Origin of the sequence: Dyadobacter sp. 3J3 (genome assembly GCF_009801115.1) — a bacterium.
In the GTDB taxonomy this organism is placed as follows: Bacteria; Bacteroidota; Bacteroidia; order Cytophagales; family Spirosomataceae; genus Dyadobacter.
In genome coordinates this window covers 32,301-53,267 of record NZ_VTOL01000020.1, presented here as the reverse complement: position 1 = coordinate 53,267, position 20,967 = coordinate 32,301, and the positions used below count along the sequence as shown (strand labels likewise).

The following is a 20,967-nucleotide window of genomic DNA, read 5'->3' as shown; positions in this document are numbered from 1 at the left end:
CAAATCTGAGCATGATATGAATGAATTTTTAGTTTCCTGGATTCCACTCAGGAAAATTACTGTGGCGATCGGATTTATTGCATTTTTAATCCATTTCAATTCTTTCGGGAATGTTTTACAAAAAAATACTGCCCGTGTAGAAGCTATTGATACACAGCGGCATATGGCTCTTCTGCTTCTTAATATCTCTGAAAATGAGTCGCAGGGCCCCGAACTGGATCTTATCAAAATGGCCAAACAGTATGGTTTAAATACCGTCTATCTTACTGTTTCCTGGGACAAAGTTTACCTTAATTCTCCAACAGATACACCAAAATGGGGTCGATTTGATGACCAGGTCAAACTGGCGACAAGTCTTGGAATGAAAGTGGCTATTCGCATCCACCTGGGCAGGCATACAACACGCTACGAGAATTTCTGGAAACCTCAAAACGGGGCCATTGATAATTTTGGCAAAATACTTAATTCCGGATATCACGACACGTCTTTTGGCTTTGACCAGCAAGAAATTGTCCAAAAAGGAGTTAATTTTGTAAAGGAAGTTACACAGCGTTATAAGTATCTCCAGACTCAAAAAAGCCTGCTTTTTATTGCTGTTACCAATACACCAACGCAGGAAGCAGGATATCCGGCCGGGAATCTGATTGATGAAAAAGAAAAGCCTGCTACCTTTGATTATTCTCCAAGCATGGTATCGGGGTTCCGAACATGGCTCAGCACTAATTACAAAAAAATTGACAGGCTCAATTATCTCTGGGGCACATCGTTCAAATCATTTGATCAGGTATATGTACCTTCAGCTAATTGGGATCCTTTTCTTTCTTTTGGACAGCGCTCTGGAAAAGACTGGTATTTGTACAGACATATTATCCTGAAAAATTATATCAATCAAATGATTGATGCAGTGAAATCAGTTGATCCTACAATAAAATATGTTTCCGATTTTGGCTCAATTTATGATAATGTATCCGCAAGCAGAGGAACGCTTGCTTACAAAGATCTGAGCGAAAAAGCTGATGGTATCAAATCAAATGACGAGCCTACTGCCGATCATCATTTTTCGATGGATGTGCTTAAAAGCGAGGCTCCTGCTGATTTTATTGTAGGAAATGAAGCTTTTTATAACTCATCCCTGGGATACACCGCAACAGCGGCCCAAATCAATGAAAATTTTGCTAACGGCGCAAATTTCATTGCCCTGCTTGTTTCAACAATATCGGACATTCAGCAACTGGAATCGACGATAAGACAAGCCGGTACGCGCTGGCTCAATACACCCATTCAGCCTGTAATATATAAAGACTCAACCGGATTCAGATTGTCTTCGGCAGTTGAAAAGGGAGGCTCCTGGAACGTAGTTTATAATGACTGGTCAAAAAAGGCCTATGCCAATCCCGCCAGTCCAAAACCGGTTTATATCAAACTGGTTGAAGATTTGCTTACAGCCGAATACTGGCTGGATGCTGCCAATCACGCGCCTTACGTTTTCAGGCCTATTCCAATGCAGATTATTGCAGTTAATAAGGATTTTACATTCAGACTCCCTATTGATACATTTTCTGATGGCGACGGTACAATTGTAAGTTCGAGGGTAGGTACATTGCCAACATGGCTCAAATTTAATTCCGGACAGTTAACAGGAAGACCAACGGCTTTGGGAGATTTCAGAATACTGGTGCAAGGCGTGGATGACGAAGGTGCAACGGCCGATGCTTATCTGACAATACGCGTAGAAAGCAAAGACAACACCAATAAACCACCGACTGTAAGCAGCAATTTCTCCAACATTAAAGTTGCCGTTAATGAGCCATTTACTTTTACAGTCCCTAAAACAGCATTCATGGACAGTGATGGTTCGATATCAAAAGTAGAAGCCAGTGAATTACCATCCTGGTTAACATTTTCAAACGGCGTTCTTACGGGCAGGCCAACGACAACAGGCGACAACAGGATTTCATTCAAAGCGTACGATAATCAGGATGCTTTTGTAGAAATTTATTTCAACGTACAGGTTGTTGAACCTCAGTTTTTAAATGATCTTCCTTACATCACGGCTACTTTTCCGGATAAATATGCCCAGGTAAATCATCCATTTAATTTCATTCTGCCTTCGGATATTTTTGCAGACAATGATGGATATATCTCCTCAATTACGGTACAAAACAGGCCTTCCTGGCTGGATTTTTCACTTAATGTTTTTTCTGGTACGCCAACTGAAGAAGGAGAATACCGCTTGATTATCCGGGCTTATGATAATTCAGGAGGGTCCGTTGAAACGGTTTTGGTGATAAAAGTTGAAATTCCGGTTATTCGTTTTGAAATCGTTAAAGGAGGACGTGCCATTGACCAAACGATTATCCGTTCACTAAATGGAAATGACGTTTTGGCTTACAGCTCTTTACCTTCTTTATTAAATATTTACGCCTACGGAAATTTCGAATATGATCAGGTCAATTTCAATTTGAACGGCCCTTACAGGAAAATATCTACAACGTCCAAATTTCCTTACGCGCTGTTTGAAGGCGAAACAGGGTTTGCGCCTTATGTTGGAAGATATACGCTAACCGTTATCGCTTCTAATAAAGATTCGGCTGTCGTTACAAATTCTATTCAATTCAGTATTTCGTCCGGTGATTCGGTCAATATTACTAAGGATATAACGGAATGGCAGTTTTATCCAAATCCGGTGCAGGATATTTTTAATTTCAAACTGCCCGATCATTCGGCATTAGGTCAGTTTCAGTATTCCATCGTTTACAGCACCGGACAGCATATGCCGGTTTCCAATAATTTTATTACCGTTCAGGATAATCTTGTTAATATGGACCTAACCCGAATGGGTCTTACCTCGGGAATCTATTATGTTCGAGTGGAAACGGATGGAAAGCTTGTCAAACAGTTCCGGGTTTTCAAAAAATAGTAGTTAAAATTGTTAAACAAAATCAGTAATTTTTCTTATTAGTATGCTTGCATAATAATTTGAAAGAGAATATATTTGTTATAAAAATAAATAGTATGCAAGCATACTATCATAGCCACCGGAGTGGTAAAATAATTTTAAAATATCGATCATTATGGCTGTTGCAGAAGATAAAAAAACGTCGATCAAAGGAGGTGAATTTTTAATAAAAGAGACACCTGCATCACAGATTTTTATTCCGGAAGAGTTTAACGAAGAGCAGCAGATGATTGCCAATACCTGCCGTGACTTTTTGCGGACGGAAGTATGGCCAATACTTAACGAAATTGACCAGGCAAAAAGTCCTGAGTTGATGTCGTCACTCATGGATAAGGCTGGAGAACTGGGATTGATGGGAACGGTTGTGCCGGAAGAATATGGCGGGTTTGGGATGAATTTTAATACGTCCATGCTGGTAGCAGAAGCAACCGGCGCAGGAAATTCATTCTCCGTTGCTCTTTCAGCACATACAGGAATTGGAACGCTTCCGATCGTATATTATGGAAATGAATCTCAAAAAGTACATTATCTTCCAAAACTTGCTTCTGGAGAATGGAAGGCAGCCTATTGTTTAACCGAACCAGACTCTGGATCTGATGCAAATTCTGGAAAAACAAAAGCAAAACTGAGCGAAGACGGAAAACATTACGTCATCAACGGCCAGAAAATGTGGATAACCAATGGAGGTTTTGCTGATGTTTTTATTGTTTTTGCCAAAGTGGTGGATGCAAGCGGACAAACGGATAAAAATTTATCTGCTTTCATTATAGAAAAAACTTTTGGTGGAATTACTATGAATGAGCCGGAGCACAAAATGGGAATTAAAGGTTCTGATACGCGTCAGATTTTCTTTAACGACTGTTTGGTTCCAGTTGAAAACATGCTTTCCGAACAAGGAAATGGTTTTAAAATTGCTGTAAATATTTTAAATATCGGCCGCATAAAATTGGCTGCCGCTGCACTTGGCGGGTCTAAACAAGTAACACGTCAGGTAATAAATTACGCCAATGAGCGCAAACAATTTGGAACTTCTATTTCAAATTTCGGAGCTATAAAACATAAACTGGCAGAAATGGCGATTCGAATGTTCACTACCGAATCTGCTGCCTATCGTGTCGGTCAAAATATTGATGACCTGATCATTACGCTAAAAGAAAAAGGTTTAAGCGATGCGGAAGCAAAATTAAAAGCCTTGGAAGAACTGGCGATAGAATGCGCGATCATGAAAGTGCATGGTTCAGAAGTACTGGATTATGTGGTGGATGAAGGCGTCCAGGTTTATGGCGGAATGGGTTATTCAGCAGATGCACCCATGGACCGTGCTTACCGCGACAGCCGGATCAACCGTATTTTTGAAGGCACCAATGAAATCAACCGTCTTTTGGTTGTTGATATGCTTTTGAAACGCGCGATGAAAGGTCAGCTGGATTTGATGGGACCGGCCATGGCAGTTGGAAAAGAAATTATGTCGATCCCTGATTTTAGTTTTGATGAGGATGAATCACTTTTTGCGGCAGAAAAGAAAGTGATCAGAAACCTAAAAAAAGCAGTTCTGATGGTAGCAGGCTCCGCTGTACAGAAATTTATGACCAAACTTTCTGACGAACAGGAAATTATTATGAACCTGGCAGATATGGTGATTGAAACATACGTAGCTGAATCTGTTTTGCTTCGCGTTGAAAAAAGAATTAATCTACTTGGTGCAGAGGCAAATGCGCTGCAAAAAGATATTGCCCAGGTTTATTTAAACGAAGCCGTAGAGAAAATTAATAATGCAGGAAGATCGGCCATCACCAGTTTTGCTGAAAGTGATGAACTAAGGGTTATGCTGATGGGTTTAAAACGTTTCACAAAAATAGAACCGCTGAACCTTAAAGAAGCACGTCGCCGGATTGCTGAGGCTCTGATTGCCAAAAATGATTATATTTTTTGATGTGGCCTTTAAGCCAATAAATAAAACAGAATTTTATTAACCTAGCTAACTAACTTATTCAAGAAGAAAACCAGATAAAAATCTGGAAAACTAAAAACCAAAGACGATTAATTGAAAGGCCGGAGCTGTGTTAGTTCCGGCCTTTTTTAGTCAATTTTTCCGATATATGGGGCCCTGTCGCTTAACAAGTGTTAACGAAGTAGTTTAACTCAGTTTTTTTCATGAACTTTCAGTCGGATTGCATGGTTTATTTTCATTATGCATATCACCCTAAACTCTGAGTACATTGCATTCTTTAATTGAGACTGAAAAACCACCTTTCATGACTGTTCATTCCGTTGATTTGCGTACTACGGGCCAGTTCCCTACGCTCCTTCTCGATTATCTGGATCAAAAACCTTCGTTAAAAGACTTTTATGGCACTTTTCCAACTGTTGAAAATGCCGCCGATATCATAAAACAAAGAGCAGATTTTAGTCTTGAAAAACGTCAGACATTGGTTAAAGTTTTGGAAGAACAGTACGCCGGACAACCATATCTGCCGGATTTCTCAATTCTTTTAGACGAAAAAACATTTACAGTAACCACCGGTCATCAGCTTAATATTTTTACCGGGCCGCTTTATATCATTTACAAAATTGTAACCATCATTAAGCTTGCAAGGGAATTAAAGGAAACTTATCCTGAAAATAACTTTGTGCCGGTTTACTGGATGGCCAGCGAAGATCACGATTTCGCGGAAATTGCATCGTTTCATTTATACGGACAAACGCATAAATGGGAAGGCGAGCATAAAGGCGCTGTTGGTCGGCTTAATCCAAAAGAACTTCACAGCATTCTTAAATTACTGCCAGACAGGCCCTTATTATTTGCAAAAGCATATCTGGAAAGTGAAACATTATCCGATGCCGTTCGATGTTATATGCACGAATTGTTCGGAAAAGACGGATTGATTTGTCTGGATGCTGATAACGCCGACCTGAAACGCCATTTTCTCCCTGTTATTAAAGAAGAGCTTACAACTTCCACTTCTGCTGAAATTGTAACGAATACCACTGCAAAACTTTCTTCGCTTGGCTACCATACGCCGCTGAATGCACGTGAAATCAATTTATTTTATCTTGTTGATAACCTCAGAGAACGCATTGTCAAAGAAGATAATCTTTACCGGGTTTTAAATACAGATCTTGTATTTACAGAAGAAGAAATCATTGAACTTGCCGAGGAACATCCGGAATATTTCAGTCCGAATGTAGTGCTTCGTCCTTTATATGAGGAAATTATTTTGCCAAACCTTGCCTATATCGGCGGTCCTTCGGAAGTACCTTACTGGATGCAGCTTAAAGGCGTTTTTGATCATTACAATGTAACTTTTCCGATGTTGATACCACGGAATTTTGCAATGTATATTACGGAACAACAACGTAAAAAAGTTGAAAAACTTCAAATCAGTTATGAAGATCTATTTCTGGATGAAGTAACGCTGCGGAAGAAATTCGTTGAAACACATTCAACAAATATTTTGGACCTTGATGAAGAAAAAGAATCTTTTTACGCGCTTTTTGAAACGATACTAAACAAGGCAACCGCCATTGATAAATCCATGATCGGTGCTGTAAAGGCGGAAGAAACGCGTATTAGACATTCTTTTGAACATCTGGAAAAACGTTTGAAGAAGGCGGAGGAGAGAAATCACGAAAGTGAAATTGATCAGCTTCTTACGTTGAAATACAAATTGTTCCCTGGAAAATCTTCTCAGGAACGTTATGACAATTTCTTGAATTTTTACCTGAATGATCCAACATTTATCTCGAAACTTATGGTCGCTTTCAAACCACTGGATTTCCGTTACAACGTTTTGATAGAGGAATAATTTAAAATCAGTTTTTTAGTTTCACATCACCATAGTTGGAAATCACGGTAATTTTCGCACCCGAGCCAGTTCCTATTTTTCCCTGGTATTGCTTGGATTGATTCCGGGTCGTTTTTTCTTGTTTAGCGGGTTGTTTGGAAAAATTCACATTAGGCGGACAGCTGAAATTTCCATTCATAACGGTTACATTAAAGCTGTTCGATTCCGCCGGAAGTGTCACGGTAGAAAATTGAGCCTGAATATTTAAATGTTCATCAGAAGAAGGAAGTTCTTCCATCCGGAAATTGTCTGAATAATTTAAATTGATCTTTCCCTTTCCACGAAGTTTCCCGATTACGGCTTCTGAATAATTGATATTCGTTGTCAGATCATTGACATCACCGATCGAAACCTCTCCGTTTTTAAAGTTAAGAATCAGCGTGTTGACCTGATCAAGTTTCAGATTTGAAAATTTGAATTCCATATTCCCACCTTCCATTTTCCCGATTTCTACCTTCCCAAATTGCGAATTGATAACATTTTGCAAATTATCAAGCGTGTTTGCATAGAAATTCCCATGTCTGGAATCAATGGTAAGCGGTGCTTCAAATACAGGTATATTAGTATCTCCGAACTGGTTTTTTACAACAAGCTCGTTTTCCTTTGGCATATAAATCGTGTAATCGATCTGGATAAAATTCTTTTCACCCGCCTTATTCCTCAGCGCATTCCACCCATTGCTAGCAAAACTGTTTTTATCAATTATGGTTTTGAGCCCGATAAGATTTTTTGACCTGCTTTCACCAATCGTTACCGAATTCATATATTCTGCGGCCTTCGGAGCACTTTGAGCGGAAGCCGTAATAATGATTTCAATTTTGATCTCATTTTTTTTCCAAAGATTTACTTTTACCTCTCCGTATTGGTTATCGATCATCAGCTGATCGCGCTCGTTTACTTCGAAAACCTTTACAATATTTTTTCGTTTTTCAACAAGCATAGAAACCTCAGGACCCAAGGCAAAAGCGTATGCAGGTAATAGTAAAGCAAGATTAAACAGTAGGTGAATTATTTTTTTCATGGCTTTGGGTTGCCTTTTTGATACGTTGTAAAATAGTCAGTTGCTGATTTAGTAAATCCACCTGGTATTGCAGATTTTCTATCATAGCACGAATCAACGCTTCCTGATTAGGAGCATTGCCCAGGTCAGATTTGAGATTCTGGTAGCTGTTTTCAAGACTTTTGAGATCAGCAGAAAAATCTTTGTATAATTCAGGATTACTGCTTGCCAGTTTGAAGATTTCGTTTCGTTTTTCATCAATCATTACATTGTACTGATTGAATTCACGGGCGTAAGCAGGCACTTGCAGTGCGACGCCAGGATCACGGGTTACACCATATTCCTTGTTGAGGTAGAAGAGATAACCGACACCAAGAGCCAGAATAACTCCGGCAGCAATACGCCAGTCGAAATAAGGATTGTGAAGTCGTTTTACTTTTTTTTGCGGCTCTGTGACTACCGAAGGAATACTATTTTCGATTCGGTCCCACAAAGAATCCTGAGGTAAGAAAACGTCGAATCCATCCCTATTATCCCGCACAAACCTTTCCAGACGATCTTTTTTATCAGAAGACTTTTTCATTGATTGTTAACATATAAAGTGTAAAGTTTCGATTCAAATGATACTGTTTTTGTTAGTTTATCTACTGTTTGTAAGTACTCCTGTTATCTCGATATCGTTGCGATCACCTTCCGTTAAGCTCTTCCGAGTATTTCTGTCAACTTTCTTTTTCCACGCATATATTGTGTTCTCGACGTCGTTTCGCTGATTCCCAAAACTTCCCCGATTTCCTCGTGGTCGTATCCTTCAAATAAATAAAGACTTACCACTACACGATACCCATCAGGCAATCTCAAAACTGCATTTCTTATCCTTTCCACTTCCAGAGTCGTATCATTTTCATGCCAGCCGAAGCTTTCATCCATTTCCTGACCGTCTTCCAGCGTTTCCTGAAACTCATCCATTTCCACCCATTTTACCTTTCTGCTCCGAAGGTGGTTAATGGATTTATTTACTACAATCTGCTTGAACCAGGCACCAAAAGTCGATTGCTGCCTAAATTGATGGAGGTTCGTAAATGCGTCCACGAATGCCTCTTGCAAGACATCTTCTGCTTCACCGTTATGATTTATTATCCGCATGCAAATGTTGAACATAGCCTTCGAGTAACATTTGTATAGCTCGTACTGAGCTTTGCGCTCTCCGAGTTTACAACGTTCTACCAGGTCCACATGCTGGTCGGTGTACAATTTCGTTTTCAAGCAGAAGGTTTAGATTTGAACGTTCTGTATTAAAGAGGCAGAAGATGATAAAGATGTTGCATCAAGGTACAAAATATTTTGTTGGCGGTTAGCGATTAGTGTTTAGCTATTAGCCAAACCCAATCAAAATTATCTTCTATATACGATCATGTTTTAACTTTAATAATTGTTTCTGAACAAACACAATCCCTCATTTGTTATCAAAAAGAAAAGCTCCCGTTTTGACTATTGCTTAAAAATAGCCTATTTTGTTACTTACAATCCACTGAATCTGTACATGAAGACGTTTAATATACCCGATTTTTACCGGAGCCAGATTATCACACCGATTAAGGAATTCCGTCGTAAAAACGATAAACTGAAACGTGATTTCACGCCAACTGTGCTGGATTTTGGGCCGGTGCAATTCCTGATCGCTCGTCATTTCGGATTTTGTTATGGGGTGGAAAATGCCATTGATATTGCTTACAAAGCCATTTCCGAAAATCCCGAAAAGCGGATTTTTCTTTTGAGTGAAATGATCCATAACCCTGATGTAAACAGAGATTTGACGGATCGCGGCGTAAAATTTATCATGGATACCAAAGGCAATCAGCTCATTCCATGGGAAGAACTGACACCGGAAGATATCGTGGTTGTACCTGCTTTTGGAACAACCATTGAAAATCAGAAGAAACTGGCTGAGCTCGGAATTAATTCTTACATATACGATACAACTTGTCCATTTGTAGAAAAGGTTTGGAATCGGGCAGAGCAAATCGGGCAAAAAGATTATTCAATTATTGTTCATGGAAAGCCATATCACGAAGAAACCCGCGCAACGTTTTCACATAGTAAGGAGAATGCGCCCACGATTGTCGTGGAGGATATGAAGCAAACCATTCTTTTGGCATCCTATATTACGGGTGAACTTCCGGCTCAACAATTTTTTGAAGATTTTAAAGGTCAATATTCAGAAGGATTTAATCCTGAAAAAGATTTGCAGAGAATCGGTGTGGTTAATCAAACGACGATGCTTGCTTCTGATACACAAGGCATTGCAGATTATTTGAAAAATGTAATGACAAAACATTACAGTCTCCGTCCGGAAGAAGTCGAAACGCATTTTGCCAACACCCGCGACACACTGTGTTATGCTACCAATGACAATCAGGATGCGACTTATGCCTTATTGACGCATCCGGCAGATCTCGTTATCGTTGCAGGCGGCTATAACAGTTCAAATACTTCGCATTTGGTAGAACTTTGTGAAGCAAAACTGCCAACTTATTTTATCGAATCTGTTAATAAAATTCTTGACAATAACCTGATCAGGCATTTTAATTTGCATACTAAGGAAGAAACGGTTTCGGAGAATTATTTACCGGTTAAATCGCCCGTTCGCATTATGCTTACTTGCGGAGCTTCGTGCCCTGATGCCATTGTAGAAGGTATTTTAGTGCGTTTATTATCATTTTTCAAAGATATCAAATTAATTGAAGAAGTCATGAAAGCGTTCTGATTCACGATATTTCTCTGACCGTTAACACAAATCAGGACAGACAAAAATAAGATTTGACACAATTACAGTTAATTTAGACGGATGGTTTTTAGTTATAAAAAATCATCCGTTTTTTATATCCGGATTTTGGATAAAAAAACGTTATTGCCGCAAATAAATTCTATTGGTCTGAAAATTCCGTTAACATCCTTATGAAAAAAAACGCTTCCCTTTTACTCCTCCTTATTCTCTTTTCTGCATATTTTTTCAATAGTTGTTCTTCCTTAAATGAAGTAAAAATTGCCGGAACAAACTTCAAAGATGAGATAGGCCAGTCTCAAAATCTTGTTTTTACTTTTAATAAAGATCTCGTTCCAGAAAGTAAGCTTAACGATTGGGATTCAACGCAGTACATTCAATTCGAACCAGCCGTTCGTGGAAAATTTAAATGGTCCGCGCCGAATGAACTGATTTTTTCGCCTGTTGCAGGTTTTGGCTCCGCGACAAATTATAAAGCCAAACTTACCGACAAATTATTATCTCAATCCAAAACAGATAAAAAGTACGACGTTTCCACCGAAACGGTAGATTTCCACACGCCTTATTTACAATTAATTGAAACGGAAAGCTGGTGGACACTTTCAAAAGAAACCAGCCGCCAGGAAGCGCGTTTAAAACTGATTTTCAATTATCCGGTTACCACTCAAAATGTTGCCGAAAGATTGAAATTAAAGCTGTCGGATAAATCTGTTTCTTATAAAATCCTTCCTTCTGCGGAAGGAAAAATAATTACACTGGCATTAGCTAATAGCGGCGCAGCAGATAATAATCCGGTGCCATTGCAGATTACTTTGGACAAAGGATTAAAAGCACAAAATACCACATACGTTACCAACGAAACGCTTGAAAGAACAACCAGTTTGCCTTCGCCGCTACATCTGGAAGTATCTGATATCAAGACAGGTTTTGAAAATAACGCCGCTTTTGTTCGTGTCATTACAACGCAAGAAATTATCAAAGAAAGTATTGAAACCGGATTTTCAATCAATCCAACCGCAACTTTGACCAGTGAATTAACAGAAAACGGTTTCATTCTGAGAGGTGATTTTAATGAAACTGATACCTATGCGCTTTTGATCAACAAAACATTAAAAGGCGTACTTGGAAAAACTTTGGAAGACGAAACTTCGCGTGATCTTTTCTTCGGTAAAATGCCCGCCGGGATATCTTTTGCCAATAAAAAGGCATTATACATGACGCCAAAAGGGTCGCGAAATATGGGTGTCCAGATTGTGAATGTGCCGAAAGTTCAGGTTAAAATTGCCAAACTATACGCCAATAACATCCTTAGTTACGTACGTTCAAACCGTTGGGAAGAATATGGGTATGTGGGTGAAGAATGGAAATCTATCGGATCGTTTAACTATGGCAATGACGAAGAAAATAATTTCACGGATATCGTTGTAAATAAAGTCATTGATACCGAAAACCTTCCAAAAGCAAAAGGAATTTCAGCATTAAACATTGCGCTGCCGGATGATAATGGTCGTCGTGGAATTTATCTTGTTTCAGTTAATTCAAAAGATGAAGCTTATCTGGGCGCCACAAAATTGGTATCAATTTCAGATATCGGATTGATTGCCAAACAAGGAAAAGATGAGCTTTGGGTTTTTGCCAATTCGATAAAAACGAATGAACCGCTGGCCAATCTTGAAATAACCTTAATCAGTACCAATAATCAATCGATTTTTACCGCCACAACGGATGGTGATGGTATTGCGCATATTGAAAAATTGGGCGAAAAAGCCCCTGGTTTTAAACTGGCGATGATTACGGCGGGCAATAAAGACGATTTTAATTATCTGCTTTTAGATGATACCCGCGTAGAAACTTCCCGTTTTGAAGTGGAAGGACAGCGCGATAATACTTCCGGTTTGCAGGCTTTTATTTACAGTCAGCGTGATATGTACCGGCCTGGAGAAACACTTCATTTTAACACGGTTATCAGAAATCAGAATTGGCAGGTTGCGGCGGAAGTTCCTTTAAAATTAAGACTGGTAACGCCAAATGGAAGGGAATACCGGACCTGGCGCAAAAGCACAAATAAACAAGGTGCCGTGGAAACGGAAGTTGCGATGGAAACGGCCGCGCTCACCGGAACTTACGTTTTGGAAGTATACAATGCCAATGATGTTTTGCTGACTTCCCAATCCGTTAATGTGGAAGAATTCATGCCAGACCGCATCAAAGTAGATTTGAGCGGTGCGCAAAAGGAATATGTTTCCGGCAATACCATTTCATTAACCGCAACTGCGCTTAATTTATTCGGGCCGCCGGCCAGCAACCGGACATACGAAATGGAATCCCAGCTGAAACGAAAAAGTTTTTTTGCAGCCGGTTTTCCTGAATACACCTTTGATATTCCCGCCGAAACAACTTTTGAAAAAGAACGTCGACAAGGAATTACCAATGAGCAGGGACAGGCAACAGAAAAATTCCCGTTGGCAGCCGGAATAAAAGATATTGGGGTTTTGGAAGGGAAAATATATGTTACAGTTTTTGATGAAAACGGCCGCCCGGTTAATCGTTTGCAGCATTTTGATGTTTTTACACAAAATGTTTTTTACGGAATTCATCTGCCCGATTCATATGTCGGAGTAAATGCGCCGGTTCCGTTTGAAATTGTTGGTGTCAATAGTAAAGGAGTTTTGCAGAACGGGGCCAAAGCAAAAGTAGAGATCGTCCGGCTTGAATATCAAACTGTTGTAGAAAAGAAAAATGAACAGCTAACGTATACTTCCAGAAAAAGTGAAAAAGTTGTGTACTCCAACATTCTAAATCTCGTCAATGGCAAAAATACTTTTCGGTATGTCCCGACAGTTTCCGGGGAGTACCAGGTAAGAATCCGGAGGCCGGAAGCGGAACATTACAGCGTCTCCCATTTCTATGCTTATGGTTCGGGTTATACCCAATATTCGTCTTTTGAAGTAAGCAATGAAGGACGGGTTTTAATGGAAACCGATAAAGAAAAGTACAATGTCGGGGAAACGGCGAAAATCCTTTTCAAAACACCTTTTGATGGTAGATTACTGGTAACTGTTGAAAGAAACAGCGTTCTGGAACATCACATTTTAACGACAGAAAAGAAAGCAGCTGAATTGAAACTTAGCCTGAAAGAGGAACATTTACCGAATGTTTTTGTAACGGCTACGCTAATCCGGCCGCTTGACAATTCAGATCTTCCGCTTACGGTTGCCAATGGATTTATTCCGGTTTTGGTAGAAGATTCAAAGCGAAATTTACCTGTTTCGATCACAACTGTGGATAAGTCAAGATCAAAAACGAAACAGCAGATCAAAATAAAAACGCAGCCCAATGCAGAGGTAACAATTGCTGTTGTCGACGAAGGAATTTTGCAAATCAAGAATTTTAAAACGCCGGATATCCATGGCTATTTTTATCAAAAACGGGCTTTGGAAGTTACCAGTCATAATTTATACGCGTTGCTTTTCCCTGAATTAAATATTTCAGGCGCATCCAGTTTTGGGGGTGACGGGTATGATCTCGAAAAAAGAATTAATCCATTGAGCAACGGAAGAACGGAACTGGTTTCTTTTTGGAGTGGACAAATTACTGCCAATGGAAGCGGTGAAGCAACTTTTGATATTAACATTCCACAGTTCAGCGGAGATTTGCGGATTATGGCTGTTGCCTATAAAGACAACGCTTTTGGTTCTGCAAATAAAAATATGAAAGTGGCAGATCCGGTTGTGATCAGTGCCGGTTTGCCTCGTTTTTTAAGTCCGGGTGATGAGTTGATTTTACCTGTTAATATCAGTAATACCGAGAAAAAAGCTGCCGACGCAACGGTTACCTTACAAGTGAGCGGACCGCTAAATTCCGGTTCCGTGCCTGCTGTTCAAAAAATGAGTATTCCGGCTGGCAAAGAAACCAGAGCTATATTTTCTTTAAAAGCTTTGGCTGCCATTGGTGTGGGAAAAGTGATTGTGAAGGTGAATGCTTTTGGAGAAACTTTTACACAACAAACCGAAATTACGGTTCGTCCGGCTTCGCCTTTGTTGACAACAAGCAGCTCCGGAGTAATCGCGGGCGGACAGCAGGGATTGATCAATCTTACCCACAATTTTATCCCTTCCACTACGGGAAGTCAGGTTGTACTAAGCCGTTCTCCGCTTGTTGGAGGTGGTGGAAAAGCACTTTCAACGTTGCTGGGATATCCATATGGCTGTCTGGAACAAACGATTTCAAAGGCATTTCCACAGCTTTATTTCGCAGATCTTGCCAAAGCAATGGCTACGCCGGTATATCTCGTCAAAACAGGAGAAAGTGATTTTAATCCGGTTACGAATGTACAGCAGGCAATCCGTAAAATCGAATCTCAGCAATTATTTAATGGCGGTGCCGTCATGTGGCCTGGGGCCGTTGTAGAAGACTGGTGGACAACTGCCTATGCCGTTCATTTCCTGGAAGAGGCGCGCAGGGCTGGATTTGAAATAAATCCAAAAACACTAAGCAAAGCGATTGATTATTTGACTGCCAAAACCGGAACAACCGCGACCAGGGAAATAGCGATTGCCAGTACAAATAATGATCTGCCCAAAGAATCTTTAACCAAAATTCGTAAAACGGTGGCTCGGCGGGAAACACTTTATTCGTTGTATGTTCTTGCTCTTACAGGTTCACCAAACCGTTCAGCGATGAATTATTATAAACAAAATCCTCAATTGCTGACGGTTGATGCCCGTTATCTGCTGGCCGGAGCTTTTCAGTTGATTGGTGACACAAGAAGTTTCAATTCTATTTTACCTAAAAGTTATGTATATCAAAATGGCAGTGCCGTTTTTGATGATAGTTATTCCTCGCCGTTGAGAAATCTTGGATTGGTATTAAACACGCTTTTGGAAACAGATGGAGATAATTTGCAGATTACGCCTTTGGCCCGCCAATTATCGAAGGCAATCCAGTCTGCTTCTTATATCAACACGCAGGAAGCCAGTTTTGCAGTTTTGGCGTTGGGAAAAGTGGCCAAGAAAACTTCTGCCTCAACGGTAACAGGCTCTGCCTTGATTAATGGAAAGAAAATCTCTGCTTTTGATGGTAAGGAATTGAAAATTACCAAAGGAATTGTCAATCAAAAATTAGCTATAACGACACAGGGAAAAGGTGATTTATACTGGTTTGCTCAATCGGAAGGCATGTCGGCAACGGGTACTTTTGTGGAAGAAGATCAGGGATTAAGTATCCGTCGCCAATACCTGACACGGGATGGAAAAACGGTTTCTGTTTTGCATCAGAATGATCTGGTTGTGGTAAAATTATCGCTCTCAAGTACCAATGGACTTCCGATTGAAAATGTAGTTGTGACGGATTTGTTACCTGCCGGTTTTGAGATTGAAAATCCAAGAATTACGGAGCCGCGCGATATGCCGTGGATAAAAAATGCCGCGATCCCAACTTATTATGACATTCGTGATGATCGGATTCATTTTTTTACAACGGCTGATAAAATTGAAAAGTCATTTTATTATCAGGTACGGATTGTTTCCAAAGGAATATTCACAACTGGGCCTGCGGCTGCGGATGCGATGTATCAGGGAGAATACAGAAGTTATTCTGGCGGAGGGAAATTGAAGGTCGAGTAGGTTTTTCTTAACCGCAATGGGCGCAATGGTTTTCGCAATGGACGCAAGGGTTATTTGAAGTTTTCAATACCTGTCGGACGGGTAACAAAAGTTCTAATTATCAAACTCTGGCGTCTATTGCGAAACCTATTGCGCCCATTGCGGTTAAACACATACGGTTAAAAACAAAAAAGACTGCCCCGAATCGGAACAGCCCATTTGAATCACTATGGCGAAATAATATATTTAATTAAATTCTCTGGCTCCATAGGAGCCTCCTGCCAGATTCGTAAATTCCCAGCACTTAACAGGCGACTCCTACGGAGTCTAATTCCCGGCTTTGAATTCTCTTTTCTATAAACAGGATGCTCCTATGGAGCGGTTGTTACTCCTATATTTTGGCATACTACCTTTCTACGGAGTTTCAATCATTAATTTATTTTTACACTTATTTTTTAATAACCGACTTTTCGATCAATTCCGGCCAGGCTGTTAATTCCGGCTGACCTGGTTTACGTTTTCCAAAAAACTGGTTGAACATTACACCTTCTTTATCGATCAATTCAATTCCTGTAACGATTCCATCTTCGGTTGGTTTTCTTACAACCCATGCTTCATCAATTGCATCTTCGCGCAAATGCAGGTTGAATGCCGGATCCATGATATTTAACCAAGGTCCCATAACCAAAATCTTCTTGATAGGTCCTGTATGTATCTGGATACAGTTTGGATTTGAAACAAAAACCATAACAGGCAATTCCGTTTCCGATGCTGCATCAAAAACCGCTTTCATACTTTCCGGTTTGATCTGATACGCATATCCTTCCGGTGCATAGCGAAGCGCTTCTTTTCTTGATAATTTATATTTACGAAGAAGTCCGAAGAACTCATGTGTATCTTTCAAATTCAGCCATTCAGCCTGAAATGCAGCTGCATCGATATCTCCGGCAGGTTCTTCTGCTTTTTTCTCAGGTTTGGCAGCCGTCAAATGCATAGCTTCCTGATCAGCAGCACGATATTTTTCTACTAAAACATCATAAGCTTCCTTATTACTTTGTTCAGTCAGGTAGATTTTATGTGTCGCATCTCCAAAACTGTTGAAAAATTGAAGACTGTGACGATCTCCCTCGTGAACTGCAAAACCGAATTTCCAGTCGCCAAGGAACATTCTTAAATCGATATCCGGCCCCAAAACCAATCCTACATGGTTATTGAAAGAAACATTTTCATACACACCTTTGCGCTCATGCACCACATGATCGTTGCGCGTAAGTGCCATCACATATCCCAAAGAAGGCACATCTTTTAGCAATTCACGGAAATCTCCTTCAAGCAAAATTATGTTTTCACCCAAGCCTGTGGCTACCAGATCCGCTTCGGTTGTATTCAATTCCTTGGCCGCGTCACGGATACGCGTTTTAGGATTTTCTGCTTTAAATTCAGCCCAACGATCTTTTAGTGCTGCACGGTCAGATATTATTTCTGTCTTCATAGTGAATAGGTAATTTATTATACGGAGATTTTTATGTTACTATTTTAAATAAATTTGTCAAACAACAGATACCGGCGTTGCTTCCGGAATAATCACCGGGAATGGCGTATCATCCGGCTGAATAATTCTAACGGATACCCCAAATGCCTCTCTTATATTTTCACCTGTTAAAACCTCATGCGCAGTTCCAACCGCAAAATTTTTACCCTTTTTCAACATCAAAACCTGATCAGCATATTGTAACGCAAAGTTCAAATCATGAACAACGGCGATGACTCCATAACCTTTCCGGGTCATTTCCCTCGCCAGCTGAAATGTTTCATACTGATGCAGCAAATCCATTCCGGAAGTTGGTTCGTCCAATAAAATAAATCCTTCCCGAACCTCCCAGATTTGCGCTAATGTCCTTGCTAACTGAACGCGTTGCTGCTCTCCGCCAGAAAGTGTTGGATAGACCCGGTCTCTGAAATGAGCAATTCCTACCTTTTGCAGACAATGATCTACAATCGCCAGATCCTTCTGCGAGGGTTTTGAATCATAAAAAGGATACCGGCCCATTAACACAATTTCCCGCACCGAAAAAGCAAGCGTGATCACATTTTGCTGGGCAAGTACAGCACGTTTTTGCGCCAGTTCCTTCAAACTATATTTTCTCAGATCTTTTCCATGGAAGGAAACCGTCCCGGAAGTTGGTATTATCTCTTTTGACAAAACCTTCATCAATGTGGATTTCCCAGCTCCGTTAGCACCCACAATAGCCCAAAATTCACCTTTCTTCGCTTTGAAATTGATATCCTGTAAAAGCGATTTATTTTTCACACCAAAATGTAAGTTGCTAGTTTCGATCATACACGGTTTCGTTTTTGATTCCAAAGAAGATACAGGAAAAACGGTGTTCCCAAAAGCGCTGTCAGAATACCGATCGGAAGTTCTGCCGGGGCTACGATTGTTCTTGAAATGGTATCTGCCAATGTCAAAACAATAGCACCGCCGATGGCCGAACCAACCAGTAAATACCGGTTATCCGGCCCAAAAATACTTCTGATAATGTGCGGAACAACCAATCCCACAAATCCAATGGTACCGGCAACCGCAACCGAGGAACCCACAGCCATAGTTGCCAAAATGATAATCGATCTTTTCAGGACTTTCATATTCACACCTAAATGTGCCGCCTGGCTTTCACCTAAAACCAACAAATTCAAAGACTTGGCAAGATAAGGCATAAAAATTATACTGCATCCGACGAAGGGAGCTACTGAGAGAACGGTGGTCCAGTTAGCACCGCCTAAACTTCCTAACGTCCAGAAAGTAATTGTTCTAAGCTGCTCGTCCGTAGCCATGTAAGTCATCAATCCCGTAAGTGCGCTTACAAAAGCATTGATTGCAATTCCACATAAAAGCATGGTTGTTATACTTCCTTCACCCGTAATTTTTGAAAGCTGATATACGAGCATTGTCGTTAAAGCTGCTCCCACAAAAGCGGCGAATGAAAGCGTATATGCGCCAGCATACTCGTTAATAATTCCAAAGAACTTGATATTCAGCATAATCACAATAACCGCAAAAAGCGAAGCTCCGGAAGTAACGCCGATCAATGTCGCGTCAGCAATTGGGTTTCGAAATAAACCTTGCAAAGCTGCACCAGCGATCCCTAATCCTGCACCTACTAAAATTCCTAAACAAACTCTCGGCAAACGGATCACCCAAAAAACAATATCTTTTTGCTCTTCCAGAATCGGATTATTTGTCAATCCTGTTTTATAAGAAATGATCCCGATTATTTCTGAAAATGAAATATGCAAAGCGCCTGTTCCGACAGAAAAAATAATACAGGCAAGCAAAGCAATACTTAAAATCAGGATAACCCAACCTGGCGAAAGTGGCTGTTTCAATTTCTCCTGAACCATTTTCTGATCCTTGCTTTTTAATTTTGCTATGATTTCTTCCTCTATCATTATTTCACCTTTTGAGCTAATTCAGTAGCTGCTTTTCCCAGACGGGGTCCAAATCCAGTCAAAAGCTGACCGTCCATCGATATAACTTTTCTGTTTTTACCGGCATTAGTATACGCAACACCCGGAACTTTCAAAAGTCCCTCTATACCATCAACACTTTCCAGACCGCTTGAAAAAAGAACGAGTACATCCGGATTAGCCGCCAAAAGCGATTCAGATGTTAAAGGTTTAAAATCAGTAAAATCGGTTACCGCGTTTTTATGCCCTATCAATGTGAACATCTTATCAAGAGACGTATTTTTCCCGGAAACCATGAGCGTACCCGTTCCGCGTGCATAGATGAAAAGTAATTTTTTCGGTGTTATAGTTTTTGGAAGTCTTGCCAAATCTGATTTCAATGATTTGATCATTTTTTCTGCCTGCGGTTTTGCATTAAAATAGGTGCCCATTTCACGAATCAGGTTTACAGTACCTTCCTCCGAATATTCCTGTTTGAAAGTCACAACTTTTTTTCCAGAACTATTCAATTGTTTTAGCACATTGACAGATATCATACTTTGGTCACTGGTTACGATCACGTCCGGATTAAGTGCCAGAATTCCCTCAGATGAAATATTTCTGTTGTGCCCGATTTTTGGCAGCTTCTCCAAAGATACAGGGTAAGTGCTTGTGACATCTACGCCAACAATCTGTGATTCGAGGCCCAGGCCCACTAATATTTCACTCAATGTGCCATTAGCCGAAACAATACGTAAAGGTGCCGGTTTGCCGGAAACTGAATTTGAAATCAGATAGAAAAACAAAATCAGCGTGTAGCCAACTCTATAAAAACTTGTGGTACGCATGAGCTTGTATTTTATTTATGATTTGAAAATATCCTGTCGATTTCCAAAACCAGTAAGGTTTCCTGTAAAAGGCATTTTATTTCCTCCACTTCATCATCATTGAATGACAACATGAAATTGGGTATAGGAGATCTTAATAAATGATTTCTTCCGTGAGGCAATGCAGTATCCTGGCTTTGAAACTGGTACTTGTCGTACAACATTTCATGAAATCCACTTAACCCGCCTTCTGAAAAAATGAATAGTACATTACCAAAAACAAAATTGTAATCTTCACAACAGCTGCATTGCCCGATGTATCCGTTTTTCGACTGACTTAAAATCCGTAACGATGAATAGGAATGTGAAGCGTCATGCATAACTGTGTATGGATAAAGTGCTCTGAGATAATTGATTTTTTCGGAAAACTATTCTGTTATCGTTTGATACGGACAAATATAGTAAAATATTATTTAGACCAAATATAAACAATAATAAAAAAAT

The 20,967-nt window shown here is 40.1% G+C and carries 13 protein-coding genes; 5 read left to right on the top strand and 8 right to left on the bottom strand.

Features of this window, described 5'->3' with window-relative positions; translation table 11 throughout:
• The first annotated feature begins 16 nt into the window (after positions 1-16).
• From FZF08_RS28410 to bshC, 3 genes are all read left to right on the top strand, one after another.
• Positions 17-2,920 carry a putative Ig domain-containing protein gene (locus FZF08_RS28410; RefSeq protein WP_159477154.1) on the top strand — a complete coding sequence of 968 codons (2,904 nt, stop codon included), beginning with the start codon at positions 17-19 and terminating at the stop codon, positions 2,918-2,920.
• Positions 2,921-3,074: 154 nt separating this feature from the next.
• Entirely contained in the window at positions 3,075-4,892 is a 1,818-nt protein-coding gene (locus FZF08_RS28405; protein ID WP_159477152.1) for an acyl-CoA dehydrogenase family protein, read from the top strand.
• A 322-nt stretch (positions 4,893-5,214) separates the two neighbouring features.
• Positions 5,215-6,765 (top strand): bacillithiol biosynthesis cysteine-adding enzyme BshC, encoded by a 1,551-nt coding sequence (gene bshC / locus FZF08_RS28400; protein WP_159477149.1) that lies wholly within the window; start codon positions 5,215-5,217, stop codon positions 6,763-6,765.
• Between the two features lie 7 nt (positions 6,766-6,772).
• Here the strand turns inward: bshC and FZF08_RS28395 are convergent, their stop codons facing one another.
• The 3 genes from FZF08_RS28395 to FZF08_RS28385 form a co-directional block, all read right to left on the bottom strand.
• The gene (locus tag FZF08_RS28395) at positions 6,773-7,825 is read right to left on the bottom strand and encodes a hypothetical protein (RefSeq protein WP_229216735.1); all 1,053 of its coding nucleotides are present in this window, start codon (positions 7,823-7,825) and stop codon (positions 6,773-6,775) included.
• Positions 7,797-8,387, bottom strand: coding sequence for a hypothetical protein (locus FZF08_RS28390; RefSeq protein WP_159477146.1), 591 nt, complete (start codon positions 8,385-8,387; stop codon positions 7,797-7,799). Before FZF08_RS28390 ends, FZF08_RS28395 begins: the two co-directional genes overlap by 29 nt.
• 113 nt (positions 8,388-8,500) lie before the next feature.
• The gene (locus FZF08_RS28385; protein WP_159477143.1) at positions 8,501-9,067 is read right to left on the bottom strand and encodes an RNA polymerase sigma factor; all 567 of its coding nucleotides are present in this window, start codon (positions 9,065-9,067) and stop codon (positions 8,501-8,503) included.
• 277 nt (positions 9,068-9,344) lie between these two features.
• On the opposite strand from FZF08_RS28385, the gene FZF08_RS28380 reads away from it, so the two are divergent.
• Both FZF08_RS28380 and FZF08_RS28375 read left to right on the top strand, forming a co-directional pair.
• Positions 9,345-10,568 (top strand): 4-hydroxy-3-methylbut-2-enyl diphosphate reductase, encoded by a 1,224-nt coding sequence (locus FZF08_RS28380; protein ID WP_159477140.1) that lies wholly within the window; start codon positions 9,345-9,347, stop codon positions 10,566-10,568.
• A 191-nt stretch (positions 10,569-10,759) separates the two neighbouring features.
• Positions 10,760-16,210 (top strand): alpha-2-macroglobulin, encoded by a 5,451-nt coding sequence (locus FZF08_RS28375; RefSeq protein WP_159477137.1) that lies wholly within the window; start codon positions 10,760-10,762, stop codon positions 16,208-16,210.
• Between the two features lie 427 nt (positions 16,211-16,637).
• Here FZF08_RS28375 and FZF08_RS28370 read toward each other — a convergent pair whose 3' ends face one another.
• From FZF08_RS28370 to FZF08_RS28350, 5 genes are read right to left on the bottom strand one after another with little or no spacing between them, the layout of a single operon-like run.
• Positions 16,638-17,681 carry a hemin-degrading factor gene (locus tag FZF08_RS28370; RefSeq protein ID WP_159477134.1) on the bottom strand — a complete coding sequence of 348 codons (1,044 nt, stop codon included), beginning with the start codon at positions 17,679-17,681 and terminating at the stop codon, positions 16,638-16,640.
• 57 nt (positions 17,682-17,738) lie between these two features.
• On the bottom strand, positions 17,739-18,530 hold the full coding sequence (locus tag FZF08_RS28365; RefSeq protein WP_159477131.1) for a heme ABC transporter ATP-binding protein: 792 nt from the start codon (positions 18,528-18,530) through the stop codon (positions 17,739-17,741).
• Complete coding sequence (locus tag FZF08_RS28360) at positions 18,527-19,639, bottom strand: iron ABC transporter permease (RefSeq protein WP_229216734.1); 1,113 nt, start codon at positions 19,637-19,639, stop codon at positions 18,527-18,529. The genes FZF08_RS28365 and FZF08_RS28360 overlap by 4 nt, the downstream gene beginning before the upstream one ends.
• Positions 19,639-20,484, bottom strand: coding sequence for a hemin ABC transporter substrate-binding protein (locus FZF08_RS28355; protein ID WP_159477128.1), 846 nt, complete (start codon positions 20,482-20,484; stop codon positions 19,639-19,641). The genes FZF08_RS28360 and FZF08_RS28355 overlap by 1 nt, the downstream gene beginning before the upstream one ends.
• An 11-nt stretch (positions 20,485-20,495) precedes the next feature.
• Positions 20,496-20,843: a DUF6686 family protein gene (locus FZF08_RS28350; protein ID WP_159477125.1), complete on the bottom strand. Its 348-nt coding sequence runs from the start codon at positions 20,841-20,843 to the stop codon at positions 20,496-20,498.
• Positions 20,844-20,967 lie beyond the last annotated feature (124 nt).

What these genes read in the sequence shown, in the direction of transcription:
- FZF08_RS28410 (WP_159477154.1), top strand. Translation starts at nt 17, where the DNA reads ATGAATGAATTTTTAGTTTCCTGGATTCCACTCAGGAAAATTACTGTG.
- FZF08_RS28405 (WP_159477152.1), top strand. Translation starts at nt 3,075, where the DNA reads ATGGCTGTTGCAGAAGATAAAAAAACGTCGATCAAAGGAGGTGAATTT.
- bshC (WP_159477149.1), top strand. Translation starts at nt 5,215, where the DNA reads ATGACTGTTCATTCCGTTGATTTGCGTACTACGGGCCAGTTCCCTACG.
- FZF08_RS28395 (WP_229216735.1), bottom strand. Translation starts at nt 7,825, where the DNA reads ATGAAAAAAATAATTCACCTACTGTTTAATCTTGCTTTACTATTACCT.
- FZF08_RS28390 (WP_159477146.1), bottom strand. Translation starts at nt 8,387, where the DNA reads ATGAAAAAGTCTTCTGATAAAAAAGATCGTCTGGAAAGGTTTGTGCGG.
- FZF08_RS28380 (WP_159477140.1), top strand. Translation starts at nt 9,345, where the DNA reads ATGAAGACGTTTAATATACCCGATTTTTACCGGAGCCAGATTATCACA.
- FZF08_RS28375 (WP_159477137.1), top strand. Translation starts at nt 10,760, where the DNA reads ATGAAAAAAAACGCTTCCCTTTTACTCCTCCTTATTCTCTTTTCTGCA.
- FZF08_RS28370 (WP_159477134.1), bottom strand. Translation starts at nt 17,681, where the DNA reads ATGAAGACAGAAATAATATCTGACCGTGCAGCACTAAAAGATCGTTGG.
- FZF08_RS28365 (WP_159477131.1), bottom strand. Translation starts at nt 18,530, where the DNA reads ATGATCGAAACTAGCAACTTACATTTTGGTGTGAAAAATAAATCGCTT.
- FZF08_RS28360 (WP_229216734.1), bottom strand. Translation starts at nt 19,639, where the DNA reads ATGATAGAGGAAGAAATCATAGCAAAATTAAAAAGCAAGGATCAGAAA.
- FZF08_RS28355 (WP_159477128.1), bottom strand. Translation starts at nt 20,484, where the DNA reads ATGCGTACCACAAGTTTTTATAGAGTTGGCTACACGCTGATTTTGTTT.
- FZF08_RS28350 (WP_159477125.1), bottom strand. Translation starts at nt 20,843, where the DNA reads ATGCATGACGCTTCACATTCCTATTCATCGTTACGGATTTTAAGTCAG.